Below are 13700 nucleotides of genomic sequence, written 5' to 3'. Positions count from 1 at the left end.
CGCCTGCCATATCCTTGACCACAATATCCCGGTCATAGTTGAGATGGAGAAATTCAATGCAGCGTTTGATGTACATGTCCGTTTGCTGCGTGTTGCTGCGCTCTGCCTCTGCCCGCAGACGCGCAATTCGCACCAGCAATTGCATAAAAAGCAGCTTCGCCATTGCACCCGGATGTTCTTTTCGTTGATCCAGCTCCAGCACGAGACTTTTCAGCGTAAAATATACCTCTTCCGGGTCCGACAACACCAGATACGGGAATGGACGCGACATGAAGGCTGTGATCTCCTGCTCCTCCGCTGCCATTTGTCGGATGGACGGTCCTACACTCATCCCCTCCGTAAAACCAAACTCCACATTCAGCATCCGGCAAGATTGTTCTCCTTCCACCACCAGTCGGTGTGGTACGCCTGCGTCCAGCATGATAAACTCGCCTTTACGCAGCGTAATGCTTTCATCCGCCTTCTCTCCCGTTTGCACATCTACCCGACACAGACCGGAAATCATGTACATAATTTCTGTGGAATGATGATTGTGGTACGGCATGGTATAGTCGCGCCACTGCTTGTAATAGTAAGCAAAGAAACGGGGAATATAATCCCCGTCCCGCAAACGCAGCTCAAACAGACTTCCGTTCATCCCCGCACCTCCGCAAAATAGATAAGGCTAACACGGTAACGTATCTGCAACCGTTCTATTTTCACAGTTTAACAGACCTGGTCGTGTTATTCTATTTTGCTCCACCAGACGTTCTAAAATCCTTTGGTTATCTAAAATCCGGTGGAATACGCCGGGCCGTTCCCGTTAGAATAGCCGCTTCAATCACAGACTTCCTCACCTCGGTAACAACCTGTTCATTGAAAATGCTCGGAATAATGTACTGCTCGTTTAATTCCCGTTCACTTACGACGGAGGCAATGGCACGGGCGGCGGCTAATTTCATCGGCTCGTTGATGTGGCGCGCCCGGCAATCGAGCGCTCCTCTGAATATCCCCGGAAACACCAGCACATTGTTGATCTGGTTAGGATAGTCGCTGCGCCCCGTTGCAAATACACGAACATACGGAATGGCTTCTTCGGGAGCAATTTCCGGTTGCGGATTAGCCATCGCAAAAACAATGCTGTTCGCCGCCATACGCTTTACATCCGAGGCATTCAGCAGATTGGCTCGCGACACGCCGATGAACACATCCGCGTCCCGAATAACCTCCTTTAATGTGCCTGGCTGTGACTCTACTTGAGGCTGGTCTGCCAGCCACTGCCACATCGGATGGGGATAAGTCCCACCTTGTATGATGGCTCCATCCCGGTCTACCGGAACAAGACGGCTTACTCCTGCGGCGAGCAGCATTTTGCATATCGACACGCCTGCAGCTCCTATACCGTTCACAACGACCCGAACATTTTCGATCCGCTTGCCAACTACTTTCAGTGCATTCAGCAGCCCGGCAATCACAACCACCGCCGTCCCATGCTGATCATCGTGGAAGACAGGAATATCTAATTCTTCTGCCAGGCGGGTTTCGATCTCGAAACAACGTGGAGAACTGATGTCCTCTAAATTAATTCCTCCGAAAATTGGGCTGATCGCCTTAATCGTACGAATGATTTCCTCCGTATCCTTCGTGTCCAGACAAATGGGGAATGCATCGACTCCCGCCAGCTGCTTGAACAGCATCGCTTTGCCTTCCATCACGGGTGCGGCCGCATGTGGGCCGATATCGCCAAGCCCAAGCACAGCGGTGCCATCGGTAACTACCGCGACGGTATTTCGCTTGATGGTCAGGGAGTACGCTTTTTTCGGATTTTCATGAATGGACGTACAGACCCGGGCCACTCCTGGCGTATATACCCGCGACAGATCATCCCGATTTTTAATCGGCAAATTGGGCTGGACTGATATTTTCCCTCCCAGGTGCGCGAGAAACGTGCGGTCAGAAACGTTAATGAGTTGAATGCCTGCTAACGACTTGAGTGATTCGATTAGCGATGCCTCTGCTATTTCAGCGACGTGAACAGTGATGTCACGAACAGACGAATCCTGTCCGGGACGAATAACATCAATGGAAGTAATGTCTCCCCCGGCACGGCTGATGGCTGATGCGACCTCACCAAAGTTTACTTTAGAGTGAACGAGTTCCAATCGAAGAATCAGACTATTAAAGGCCATGTACATCCGCTCCTATTCTATTCATAGCACATGTGCGGTCCAAGGACAGACACGTGTATTGAGGCATTATCCAGTTCCCTTGCTGTTACATGGTATCGCTTTCATAAAAGCGTTGGGAAGCTTTTGTCCATATTGTTACTTATGGTCATTTTGTTCACGCAGCAGCTCATACCGATTAACGGGTCGACCGACCCCGCCGTAATGCACAACAAGGCGCACGATCCCTCTTTTCTCCAGATAATCCAGGTATCTTCTTGCCGTTACACGGGCAATCCCTACTCCCTCCGCGGTATCTTCAGCAGACAGCTTGCTGCCATGCTGCTCCATGACCGCAAGCACCTGCTTCAGGGTAGCTGCATTCAAGCCCTTTGGCAGCTCATCGTAAGACAACGCCCATTCCTCATATACAGGAGCAGGCACTACCGCTGCCTTGACAGCTTCTCTATTTTGCATAATGAGGTCCAGCTCTTCCTGGGTTCCTACTTCTTCCGCCCATAATCCAGCCTGCTGTACCCGGTAACGCTCCAGTGTATGATGGATACGCTCTACCTTGAACGGCTTAATGATATAATCGAACGCTCCGTTTCGCATCATTTCGCGGATCGTTTCCGTATCCTTTGCAGCCGTCACGACAACTACGTCTACAGGCAATGCCATGGAACGGATACGCTGCAAAGTCGCTATCCCGTCGAGCGATGGCATGAACACGTCCAGAAAAATCAGATCAGGCTTTAGCTCCTCAATCAGCTCTAACCCGCGAAGCCCATTGGAAGCCAGACCTACGACCTTAAATCCGTCAACCTGTTCAATAAAAAGCCGATTCACCTCTTGTACCATCGGGTCATCCTCGACCAGCAGCACACGAAACAGTGTTTTAATCTGTTTGCTCATTGTCTCTCCCTCTCTCCTTCAACGGAAATAGAATCTCGATCGAAGTTCCCAAGCCAAGTGAAGATTCGCATGTCAGGCGGCCGTTCCCCTTGGTGACAATCCCGCTCAGTAAATGAAGCCCCACGCCGCGGCTCTCTCCGTCCTTGGTCGTGAATCCGCGTTCGAGCATTCGTATTTTCGTCGTTTCCGACATTCCACAGCCATTATCCTCGACTAATATGGACATATATTCGTCATCCTGCTGGATGCTGACATAAATTTCTTTGGAGCCGACTTCTGTATCCGCCAGCGCATCAAAGGCATTTTCGATCAAATTTCCGAGTAACAGCACAAAATCATGTCGGTCAATCAGCCGGGGAAATTGATTCATTCTGCTGTCAGGATCAATCCTAATATCAATGCCAAGCTCTTTACCACGGCTAATTTTACCCAATAGCAGACCTGCAACTCCGTCATCGTCGAAATGCCGTTGAAGGAAGCGTGTAATCTCCTCCTGTTGCTCGGTCACCTCAAACAGATAGCTCAAAGCCTCGTTCTGCTGCCCAAGCTGAAGCAAGCCGGCGACGGTATGCATTTTGTTCATATGCTCATGATTTTGTGCACGAAGCGCATGAACAAACTCTTTGACACCTGTGAGCTCCTCGGCCATTCTCGTCACCTCGGTCTTATCCTGAAATATGGAGATTGCCCCCATCGTGACTCCCTGTTCGCGAATGGGAATGCGGTTGCTCCAAATAATGGTTCCGCCAATTTTTAGCTCCTGGCTCAGAATCGCGACACCCGCATCCAGCACCTCCGGCAAACGGGTATCCGGGATGACCTCACGGATCGGCAAACCGACTACATCACGGTGTACGTGGAAGATTTGCTTGGCTCGTTCGTTGAAAATGGTAATCATGCAGTTGCGGTCAATGGCAATGACACCCTCATGCATCGCCTGAAAGGCCGCGCTTCGCTCGCGAAACATTCTCGCAATCTCCTGAGGCTCGAGGTTGAACATCTGAAGCTTAATATGACGGGCCAGCAATGCGGAGCCAATCACACCAAACATCAGCGACAGCAACGAAGTGATGAGAATGGATTGCTTCTCCTGACGGATAATCTCTGTCACGCCTGGCAGCAGGCCGCCCGCGACGACGACGCCCACCTGCTCTGAGGAAGCATTCATAATCGGCACAAAGGAACGCAGGCCAATGCCCGCTTCACTGCGCACTTTGGAGACATACGTATGTTCAGCAAATGCAGCATCATCATCCCGAGCCTCAAACGTTCCGCCGATTCGCTCCGATAGCGGATGAGACAACCGTTTGCGGTTCATATCGACCACGACGATATAAGCCGCATCGTTTAATATCCGAATTTTGTCCGCCATAGGTGCAATTACGGCAGAAGCATTCGGGTCGTTGATTCTATTCACTACGTCTGGCAGGTTCGCAACCGTCTGGGCCGTAATCGTAAGCCGCTGTTTGAGTTCTTCTTCCTTAAGCCGGGTGGCGCTGCCAAACAGAAAAAGACCGCCGATCAAAAGAGAAAAAAGAACGACCCCAAATGAAAGTATCATAATTTTCCAATATATGCGAAGTCTGTTCATCCTCTTCACCTTCCCTTTAAACCGTTTACCTTTGAATATCATTGTGGAATAATGGGTCTAAAATAGCAACAGATGGGAGGTTACTTTGTGAAAAGAGCTGCTGGATTTGGTGTTTTGCTCGTACTGGGTATCCTAACGGCTTATGTAATCGGTTTTCAAAAAAATTTTAACGATGAACTCCCTTATGATAATGAATTTACCGGTCTTAAAGATCGGATCGTGATCAAATTTAGTCATGTGGTAGCTGAAAACTCGCCCAAAGGGCTGGCCGCCGCTTATTTTGCACAGCGGGTTAAAGAAAAATCCAACGATCGAATTGAGATTCAAGTGTTCCCCAATGGAATGCGCTATTCAGAAGCCACGGAAGTGGCCGCACTTCAGCGAGGAGAAATCCAGATGATTGCTCCTTCCTTTTCCAATTTGAACGCGATTGACCCAGCCTGGATGGTGATGGACCTTCCATTTGCCTTTAAGGATCAGGCTGAAGTCGACCAGGCACTGAACGGAGAATTGGGCAAGCGGTTATCGCAAACGCTTGACCCTTATGGTATGAAAGGCGTCGCCTTCTGGTCCAATGGCTTTCGACAGATGACGAACAACGCCCGTCCAATTCGCAAACCCGCAGACTTTGCGGGCTTGAAATTCCGTATCCAGCCAAGCCAGGTGTTGGAACGTCAGTTTGAAACGCTTGGTGCATCGACCATTAGCACTCCTTTCAACGAAATATACCACAGTCTGGAGACGCGAACGGCGGACGGACAGGAGAACACGATATCCAATATTTTTACCAAACGGTTTTACCAAGTGCAACGCTATATGACCATTAGCAACCATAGCTATCTGGGGTATGCCGTCATATTTAACAAATCCTATTGGGATCGCCTCCCAAGTGACGCCAAGCTGGTGCTGCAAGAGGCCCTGGAGGAAACGACGCGTTGGAACAAGCTGAAAACCTATGAAAACGCCAATCGACTGAATCAGCTGCAACAGACCGGAGACATTAAAATTACCTATCTGTCCGACGATGAGCGCAAGCTTTGGAGGGAACGTCTGCGTGTGCTCTATCCGGAGTTCACACCCATCATCGGGTCCGATCTGATGGATATGATTCAGGGACCTTAAAGACCAAAAGGAACGTTATGACCGTATTCTTGTTTGCCAAGAACGCAGCTTTTACACTGGGGATACAAAAAAATAAAGCGTTTCCAAAAACAAAAAAAGAAAGCGAGAGCGTATCCCTATGAGACTGAGAATTAATTTGAAAAACTTGACGGTTCAGGTCGTTATCGCTATTGTTCTGGGCATTCTTCTGGGTCACTTTTTTCCTACAACAGGCGAAAAGCTCAAAGTGCTCGGAGACGCCTTTATCAAGCTCATTAAGATGGTCATCGCCCCCATTGTATTTTTTACGGTGGTGCACGGAATTGCCAGCATGGGAGACATGAAAAAGGTCGGTCGTATTGGCGGAAAGGCGCTTCTCTATTTTGAAATCGTTACCACAATTGCGCTAGCCATTGGTCTGCTCGTGGTTAACCTGATAAGACCGGGCGCCGGTATTGATGTGAGCAAGGCAACCGGAGATGTATCTCAATATGCTCAAAAAGCAGCGGAATCAAGTCACGGATTCGTTGATTTCATCGTCGGCATTATCCCTGAAAATGTAGTAAGCGCTATGGCAGGTGGAGAATTACTGCCTATCCTGTTCTTTGCCATCCTCTTCGGGCTGTCATTGACGGCCATGGGAGAGCAAGCCAAACCCGTCATTGTCCTGTTCGACAAGCTCTCTCACGCCTTCTTCGGTATCGTCAATATGATCATGAAATTATCGCCAATCGCCGCATTTGGTGCCATGTCCTACACCATTGGTAAATTCGGCATCGGGTCGTTGACCTCTCTTGGCAAGCTGATGGGCTCCGTTTACCTGACCATGGCCCTGTTTATAATCATTGTGCTCGGTCTGATTGCTCGCATGTACGGTTTCAGCATTTTCAAGTTTATCGCTTATATCAAAGAAGAAATATTGCTTGTACTCGGGACTTCCTCCTCCGAGTCGGCTCTGCCACGTATGATGGAAAAAATGGAGAAATACGGATGCTCCAAATCAGTGGTCGGTCTGGTCATTCCAACAGGCTATTCGTTTAACCTGGATGGTACGGCAATCTATTTGTCCATGGCTGCCATTTTCGTAGCCCAGGCCTCCGGCGTGGAGATGACCCTGTGGCAGCAGCTGACACTGCTGGGTATCCTTATGCTGACCTCGAAGGGAGCAGCAGGCGTTACAGGCTCCGGATTTATCACGCTGGCAGCCACACTCGCGGCGTTCCCTTCCATTCCGCTGGCGGGAATGGCGCTGCTGCTCGGAGTGGACCGCTTCATGTCAGAAGCACGCGCCATCACCAATCTGATTGGTAATGGAGTCGCTACCGTCATCGTCGCCAAATCGGAAAATGAGTTTCATCCGGGCAGACAGGCGGAGCTTGCTCCGGCACATGCTGAGCTTGAAAAATCCGGTCCTTTAAACAGCCCGGTTACTGAATCTGTATAGTAAGGCAATGCTTGATGATAGAGCCGGTTTACGGCTCTTTTTTACGTTCAACGGAACAAGGTTTTAACAGAAGAAAGGACAAAATGCTTTCCAGTATTCTTGATTTACACATTTGGCTCCCGTTTTGCAAACTCTTGTAACATACCTCTTATTTGTTCTACCAATAAAGCAGGTGCTTTCTTTGGTGAACCCGTGTCAAACGGAGGCTGAGGATCGTATTCCAAAATCAACTGGACTCCTTTACTCATATCTTCTCCCAATTCCCATGCTATTAGCTGGAGTGCCATATCAATACCAGAGGAGACACCGGCTGCTGTGACGATTTTGCCCTGACGAACCACTCTCTCATCTGTTGGAATGGTTCCAAGAGATTGGAGCAGGTCTAAGGAACCCCAATGACTGGTGGCTACGGTTCCATTTAACAAGCCTGCGGCGCTCAAAATCAGAGAGCCGTTACAAACCGATGTGGTCCATTTCGTAGTTTCATGTATTTGGCGAATCCAATTTAACGTTTCTTCGTCATTCATTGGAGTTTTATAATTTGGCGGACTGCAACCTGGAACAACAAGAATATCAGCTGAAGGTACTTCAGAAAAACTGTAATCGGCATGCAAATATCCCATATTTGAATCCAGTTTGATTAACCCTTTTTTCTTAGCGACAAACTTCACTTCACATTTCAGTGTAGCAGCAAATACATCGTATGGACCAATTGCATCTAATGCTGTGATTCCATCGAAAAGCATGATTGCGATTTTCATGATGATCTCTCCTTTGAAGTGGGATTTTATTCTTGCACACCTATACTAACATACATATACGGGGTATGGGTATATTAAATATTGCGAAAGCAGTATCTTAATTTCAAACGCCTCTTGTCACAAAAATTGATTGAGAAATGCCCATGTAAACCTTTAATAGTACATACCTGTAAAAAGGCGGCACTTAAAAAGGGCTACCCCCAGGGTAGTCCTTTTTAGCATCATAAAAGCTGACTCCATCATGCCTGCAAATCTGTTTATCGAGAGCCAGCTTAAGAGCTTTGCTTTCTCAACTGACCATAATATAAGTCGCTGTAAAAGCCTTTATGAGCCAGCAGTTCATCATGGGAGCCCTGCTCCTCCAGACGACCATCCTTCAAGACCAGAATCCGGTCAGCCTGACGAATGGTATTCAGTCTGTGAGCGATGACAAAGCTTGTTCGACCTTGCATAAGCCGCTCCAGTCCTTCTTGTATTTTCATCTCGGTAATGGTATCAATGCTGCTCGTTGCCTCGTCGAGGACAAGAATTGCAGGGTTCACCAAAATAGCGCGTGCGATAGCCAGCAGCTGTTTTTGCCCTTGACTGATACCGCTACCGTTGGCCTCCAATACCTTGTCGTACCCGTCCTTCATCCGCATGATAAAGGAATGAGCATTCGCCAGCCTGGATGCCTCCTCAACCTCCTCGTCCGTGGCATCCAGCCTGCCGAAACGGATATTGTCACGAATTGTTCCCTGGAACAGGAAGGAATCCTGTAGCACAAACGCCATATGGGAGCGCAGGCTTTCACGCTGTATGGTCGTAATGTCGCGTCCGTCCAGCGTAATCGTTCCCTTGTCGGGAGTGTAGAACCTGGAAATCAGTTGAATCAGCGTTGTTTTTCCAGCCCCGGTTGGACCGACCAGCGCGATCATTTCGCCAGGCTTGGCTTCAAAGGAAATACCCTCCAGCGTATCGCTCCCTGCATTATAGCCGAAGGAAACATCGGTAAATCGTACGGCTCCTTCTACATGCTTCAGAGCCACTGCACCTTGCTCGTCCTTGGACTCTTCATCCTCGTCCAATATCTCGAATACACGTTCAGCTCCGGCAATGGCAGACAACAGCGTGTTCCACTGGTTCGCCAAATCGTTCAGCGGTCTGGTGAACTGACGGGCATATTCTACGAATACGATAATCGTACCTATCGTAATGGAGCCGTGAATCGCCAAAATCCCGCCGATCCCCGCTACAATGGCAAAGCTGAGGTTGTTCAGTCCGTTCATCAGCTTGGGGATAAAGCCAGAAATGGTTTGTGCCCAGAAGCCCGACAGACGAATGCGGTCATTTCGCTCGCCAAAACCGTGGATGACTCTCTTTTCCTGTGAAAATGCTTTGATAATCTGCTGCCCGGACAGCGTTTCTTCAATATAACCATTCAGTTCGCCCAGGTTGTTCTGGCGTTCCTTATATAAAGGCCCGGTCCGGCGTGTAATCCAGCGCATCCCGGACGCCATGAGCGGGACTACGATAAAGGTCAGCAGTGTCATCAAAGGACTTAACCACAGCATGACTGCAAGAGTACCGACCAGCGTCAACATGCTCGAAAAAATTTGAATAGCCGAGCTGTTCAGCGTAGAGCTGACATTTTCGATATCATTGGTCAGCCGGCTCATGATTTCTCCCTGTTGGCGTTTGCCGTAAAAAGGAATCGGCAGCCGATGCAAATGCGAAAACAGATCAAAACGCATCCGGTATACGGTCTCTTGGGCGATTTCAATCATCCAGATATTTTGCAACCAGGAGGTCAGCGAGTTGAGCAGGTATACAGTCGCTAATCCAGTCAGAAAATAAATCCACGTGCGTCCACCCGGACCTTCGAGAAAATCATCCACCGCTACGCCGACCAAATACGGACCCAATAGAGCCAGCCCCGAGCTGAGCATGACCATAAACAGCACCAGCATCAGCTTGGCCTTGCGGCGGGCCAGATAAGCCCATATCCGACCCAGCGTACCGGACCAGTTCTTCGCCTTGGCCTTGCGGCGTCCTTCGGCGCCTGCCGGATTAAGCAGTACACCGGACGATGGTGTCGGCTGACGGAACGGATCAATAAGTTCCTTGAGCATGCGCCCCCTCCTTTCCGTATTGCGATTCATAGATGCGTCGATACAGTTCTGAGCTATTCATGAGATGCTCATGACTTCCGCTCGCGATTAGACGACCCTCATCCAGCAGTAAAATCTGATCCGCCGATGCGGTCGAGCTGATTTTCTGCGTAATGAGAAATGTCGTACAGGACAGGCCATCCAGCGCTTTCAGCAGCGCTGCTTCGGTTCGAACATCCAGCGCGCTCGTGCTGTCGTCGAGAATAAGTATCGTCGGACGGCGCACCAGTGCGCGGGCAATGGATAGCCGCTGCTTCTGACCACCGGACAGATTGACGCCACGCTGCCCAAGCAAGGTATCATAGCCTTGCGGCAGGCGTTCAATCGTATCATGAATTTGCGCCATCCGGGCGGCCTCCTGAATCTGCTCCAGGCTGGCATTCTCCAGCCCCCAAGCAATATTGTCGCGAATCGACCCGGTGAATAACAGCACCTCCTGCGGTACATAGCCAATGGCCTCACGCAGTATGGAAGCGTCCAGCTCACGCGTGTCCTTTCCGTCAAAGCGCACATGGCCGGCATCTTCTTCATACAGACGTGTAATCAGCTGCACAAGCGAGGACTTACCCGAGCCTGTAGCTCCCATAATCGCTATACGATCACCTGGCCCAGCCTTAAAAGTAATATCCTTCAGTACAGCCAAATCGCTGCCCGGATAATGGAAGCTCACCCGTTCCAATTCCACCTGTCCCTCAATTCGCGTGTTATGTGTTGGAGCAGACGAGCCCGCTCCATATTCATCATGTTGTGTTTCCAGCACCTCTCGAATCCGTCCCGTAGATGCGGTTGCCCGGGAAAACACGACCACGATGCCGGACAAGGCAGACAAGGCCCCAATCGTCCGCAAAGAATAATTGACGACTGCCACTACCTGTCCCACACTCGCATCGCCTGTGGAAATTTGACCTCTTCCGAACCAAAGCACCGCAATAATTCCCACATTCATCGTAAACAAAATGAACGGCATTGTCGTTTCTGTCCAGCGTAGAGCCGATACCGTTCCTTTCATCAGTTCTCCTCCATAATGGGCAAAACGCTCGATTTCATGCCGCATCCGCACAAACACCCGAATCAGCCGAATCCCGGTCAGATTCTCCTGAATCACCCCGTTCACATCATCCAGACGACGCTGAACGCCTTTAAACAAAGTGACCGTCCGACGCATCATCACCAGTACAAACACAAATAGCACCGGCGCCATGATCGCCAGCAGCAAACCAAGCCTGAAATGTACGACCAATGCCATCACAATACTGCCGATGACCACCAGCGGAACCCGTGTCATAAACCGCAGGCTCATAAACACCGTATCCTGTACTTGCGTAACATCCCCCGTCAAACGTGTAATCAGCGATGAGGTGGCAAAACGCTTAAACACCGGATAGGAAAAGGACTGGACCTTGCGGTACAGCGTTTCCCGTAAATCATAGCCAAAGCCCTGACTTGCATGTGAAGCAAAAAAGGAGCTGGCAATACCCGCCATAAAGGCGATAACGGCACTTCCTACCAGCACACCGCCCCATAACCAGACAATGGACAAATCCTGCTGCCGGATACCCTCATCAATGATTTTGGAGATCAAATATGGCTGCGATAACTCCACCGTCAGTTCCAGCAGCATCATCACGAGTGCTGCGATGGCTGGAACCCGATATTTTTTTAGAAAAGAAAACATCATCCCCACAAGCATTCCTCCAATTGCCAGACAGCCGTCCTTCCAGATCAGCATCTAATCGTCATATGAATTAAACCTGCCGTAAAACCATCTAACGCACATTATACAGCACTATATTGTATTATACCCCTCTGAACGACTTCGTTTAACCAGCAAATTCGAGACTTCGCTTGCAGCCATCACAGATATGTAAAAAAACAGCAGTACGAATAAACCTCCATTGGCGTTGGAGGTTATATGAAAGAAAGCGTTCCAGTCACGGCACACTCACCGGACAGAAACGCTTTTTGATTAGTTCGACAGTTCTGCCGGATAATGCTCCAGCCAGTGCTTTAAGTCCTTGCTGTAGATGACCCGCTTGGGGTCTTCACCGACCAGGCGAAGCCGCTCCAGCAGGAATTTGATTTCATCGGGGCTTGCCTTGATTCCCTCCTGCTCCAGCATATACTGAACTGCACTTCTGCCCGAATGCTTGCCGAGCACGAACGAATGATCAGTGCCCAGCTCGATCGGATCAAGGGCCTGATAGGCGGAACGCTCCTTCAACAGACCATTGATATGTATGCCGGATTCATGAGCGAATACCATATCTCCCACAATTGGCTTGCCCTCGGGAATGACTCGGTTGGAGGCTTTGGACACCAGTGCAGCCAGCGGGTTCAGCAGCTCGGGGCGAACGCTGCAGGTTCCCTTATATAAGTCCCTCCACGACATCACTACCTCCTCCAGCGCCGTATTGCCAGCCCTTTCCCCAAGGCCCGAAACGGTGGTACTGGCCCAGACAGCTCCTGCCTGCAAAGCTGCCAGGGTATTGGCAAGCGCCACACCATAATCGTTATGGCAGTGGATCTCAAGCTCCACATCCTGCGGGACACGCGATACAAACCTGCCTATGCGGGCCGCTATGGCATCGGGATGGTGAACGGACAGCGTATCGGCATATCTGAACCGCCGGATACCATCCCTGTAGAGCTGATTCGCCAGCTGCTCCAGGAACAGGTCATCTGCCCTTGAAGCATCCTCAAAGCCTACGGAGACAGTCAATCCTTTACACAGACCGTAATCGACAGACTTGCGGATCAGCTCTGTCACCTGCACAGGAGTCATACCCAGCTTGGCCTTCATCTGCACCGCCGATACGGGAACCGAAATATGGGCCCAGTCGACACCCGTCGATTCCGCTGCATCAATATCCGAGAACACTGCGCGATTCCAGGTCATTAGCTTCATCTGAAGTCCAAGAGCGGCAATCCTGGCAATAGACCTGCACTCTGCCTCCCCCATGGCCGGAATGCCGATCTCAGCCTGCTCCACCCCCGCCAGATCCAGCATGATGGCAATTTCTGCTTTCTCCTTCGCCGAAAAGGCAACGCCCGGAGCCTGTTCTCCGTCACGAAGCGTCGTATCACAAATGTGCAACCGATTCATCTGTATCCCCTCCTCTTCCGCAGCACGGACAACGCGGATTGCGCCTGACGGCTATGCTGCAGCTGCTCATATCCAGCACATTCATACGGTGCATGCGGTCAGTGAACAGATTGCCCGCATCTGTAATCCATTTGACTGCTTCCAGTGCAGCCATGCAGCCAATCAAGCCGGAGGTGGCTCCCAAAACCGGGAATCCCAGAGGCTCCCAAGGCTGCCCTCCTTCCGGGTAGAGACATTCCAGGCATGCCGTTCTGCCGGGAACAATGGTCATCAGCGATACTTCATAGCCGTACATGGCGGCTTCTATCATCGGTCTGTCATATCGAACACACAGCCTGTTCAGCGTATATCTTTCGGGAAAGTCATATCGCGCATCAATCACGAGATCTGCCGCTTCTACCCATGGTCCGGAGAATTTCTCCGTGATTCTGTGGGCGTGGCCCTCAAGCTCGGTCTCCGGATTAATACGATGTAAATGCTGCAATGCTGTC

The 13700-nt window shown here is 50.2% G+C and carries 11 protein-coding genes; 2 read left to right on the top strand and 9 right to left on the bottom strand.

Going from position 1 to position 13700, the window contains the following annotated elements; all coding sequences use genetic code 11:
• The 4 genes from L693_RS0118690 to L693_RS0118675 form a co-directional block, all read right to left on the bottom strand.
• Positions 1–637 (bottom strand): cupin domain-containing protein (locus tag L693_RS0118690; protein ID WP_025719004.1); only part of this gene is annotated, 637 nt, incomplete at its 3' end.
• Positions 638–764: 127 nt separating this feature from the next.
• Positions 765–2168, bottom strand: coding sequence for an NAD-dependent malic enzyme (locus L693_RS0118685; protein WP_025719002.1), 1404 nt, complete (start codon positions 2166–2168; stop codon positions 765–767).
• A 135-nt stretch (positions 2169–2303) separates the two neighbouring features.
• Complete coding sequence (locus L693_RS0118680; protein WP_081752163.1) at positions 2304–3059, bottom strand: response regulator; 756 nt, start codon at positions 3057–3059, stop codon at positions 2304–2306.
• Positions 3043–4650 carry an ATP-binding protein gene (locus L693_RS0118675; protein ID WP_025718998.1) on the bottom strand — a complete coding sequence of 536 codons (1608 nt, stop codon included), beginning with the start codon at positions 4648–4650 and terminating at the stop codon, positions 3043–3045. The genes L693_RS0118680 and L693_RS0118675 overlap by 17 nt, the downstream gene beginning before the upstream one ends.
• An 87-nt stretch (positions 4651–4737) precedes the next feature.
• Between L693_RS0118675 and L693_RS0118670 the strand changes: the two genes are divergently transcribed.
• On the top strand, positions 4738–5772 hold the full coding sequence (locus L693_RS0118670; protein WP_025718996.1) for a DctP family TRAP transporter solute-binding subunit: 1035 nt from the start codon (positions 4738–4740) through the stop codon (positions 5770–5772).
• Between the two features lie 118 nt (positions 5773–5890).
• Positions 5891–7195, top strand: coding sequence for a dicarboxylate/amino acid:cation symporter (locus L693_RS0118660; RefSeq protein WP_155983873.1), 1305 nt, complete (start codon positions 5891–5893; stop codon positions 7193–7195).
• A gap of 104 nt (positions 7196–7299) precedes the next feature.
• Here L693_RS0118660 and L693_RS0118655 read toward each other — a convergent pair whose 3' ends face one another.
• From L693_RS0118655 to L693_RS0118635, 5 genes are all read right to left on the bottom strand, one after another.
• Entirely contained in the window at positions 7300–7956 is a 657-nt protein-coding gene (locus tag L693_RS0118655; RefSeq protein ID WP_025718992.1) for a DJ-1/PfpI family protein, read from the bottom strand.
• 272 nt (positions 7957–8228) lie between these two features.
• Positions 8229–10067, bottom strand: a complete 1839-nt coding sequence (locus L693_RS0118650) for an ABC transporter ATP-binding protein (protein ID WP_025718990.1) — start codon at positions 10065–10067, stop codon at positions 8229–8231.
• Positions 10048–11784: an ABC transporter ATP-binding protein gene (locus tag L693_RS0118645; protein WP_081752164.1), complete on the bottom strand. Its 1737-nt coding sequence runs from the start codon at positions 11782–11784 to the stop codon at positions 10048–10050. The genes L693_RS0118650 and L693_RS0118645 overlap by 20 nt, the downstream gene beginning before the upstream one ends.
• A 288-nt stretch (positions 11785–12072) precedes the next feature.
• Positions 12073–13209, bottom strand: a complete 1137-nt coding sequence (locus L693_RS0118640) for a homocitrate synthase/isopropylmalate synthase family protein (RefSeq protein WP_025718987.1) — start codon at positions 13207–13209, stop codon at positions 12073–12075.
• Positions 13187–13700 (bottom strand): HesA/MoeB/ThiF family protein (locus tag L693_RS0118635; RefSeq protein WP_025718985.1); only part of this gene is annotated, 514 nt, incomplete at its 5' end. The genes L693_RS0118635 and L693_RS0118640, both read right to left, overlap by 23 nt.

The sequence above is a fragment of the Paenibacillus sp. 1-18 genome, assembly GCF_000520755.1.
In the GTDB taxonomy this organism is placed as follows: Bacteria; Bacillota; Bacilli; order Paenibacillales; family Paenibacillaceae; genus Paenibacillus; species Paenibacillus brasilensis.
This window is presented reverse-complemented; position numbering and strand designations above follow the sequence as displayed.

Bases quoted from the DNA above. Each gene is read 5' to 3' on its own strand.
- L693_RS0118685 (WP_025719002.1), bottom strand. From the start codon at position 2,168: ATGGCCTTTAATAGTCTGATTCTTCGATTGGAACTCGTTCACTCTAAA.
- L693_RS0118680 (WP_081752163.1), bottom strand. From the start codon at position 3,059: ATGAGCAAACAGATTAAAACACTGTTTCGTGTGCTGCTGGTCGAGGAT.
- L693_RS0118675 (WP_025718998.1), bottom strand. From the start codon at position 4,650: ATGAACAGACTTCGCATATATTGGAAAATTATGATACTTTCATTTGGG.
- L693_RS0118660 (WP_155983873.1), top strand. From the start codon at position 5,891: ATGAGACTGAGAATTAATTTGAAAAACTTGACGGTTCAGGTCGTTATC.
- L693_RS0118655 (WP_025718992.1), bottom strand. From the start codon at position 7,956: ATGAAAATCGCAATCATGCTTTTCGATGGAATCACAGCATTAGATGCA.
- L693_RS0118650 (WP_025718990.1), bottom strand. From the start codon at position 10,067: ATGCTCAAGGAACTTATTGATCCGTTCCGTCAGCCGACACCATCGTCC.
- L693_RS0118645 (WP_081752164.1), bottom strand. From the start codon at position 11,784: ATGATGTTTTCTTTTCTAAAAAAATATCGGGTTCCAGCCATCGCAGCA.
- L693_RS0118640 (WP_025718987.1), bottom strand. From the start codon at position 13,209: ATGAATCGGTTGCACATTTGTGATACGACGCTTCGTGACGGAGAACAG.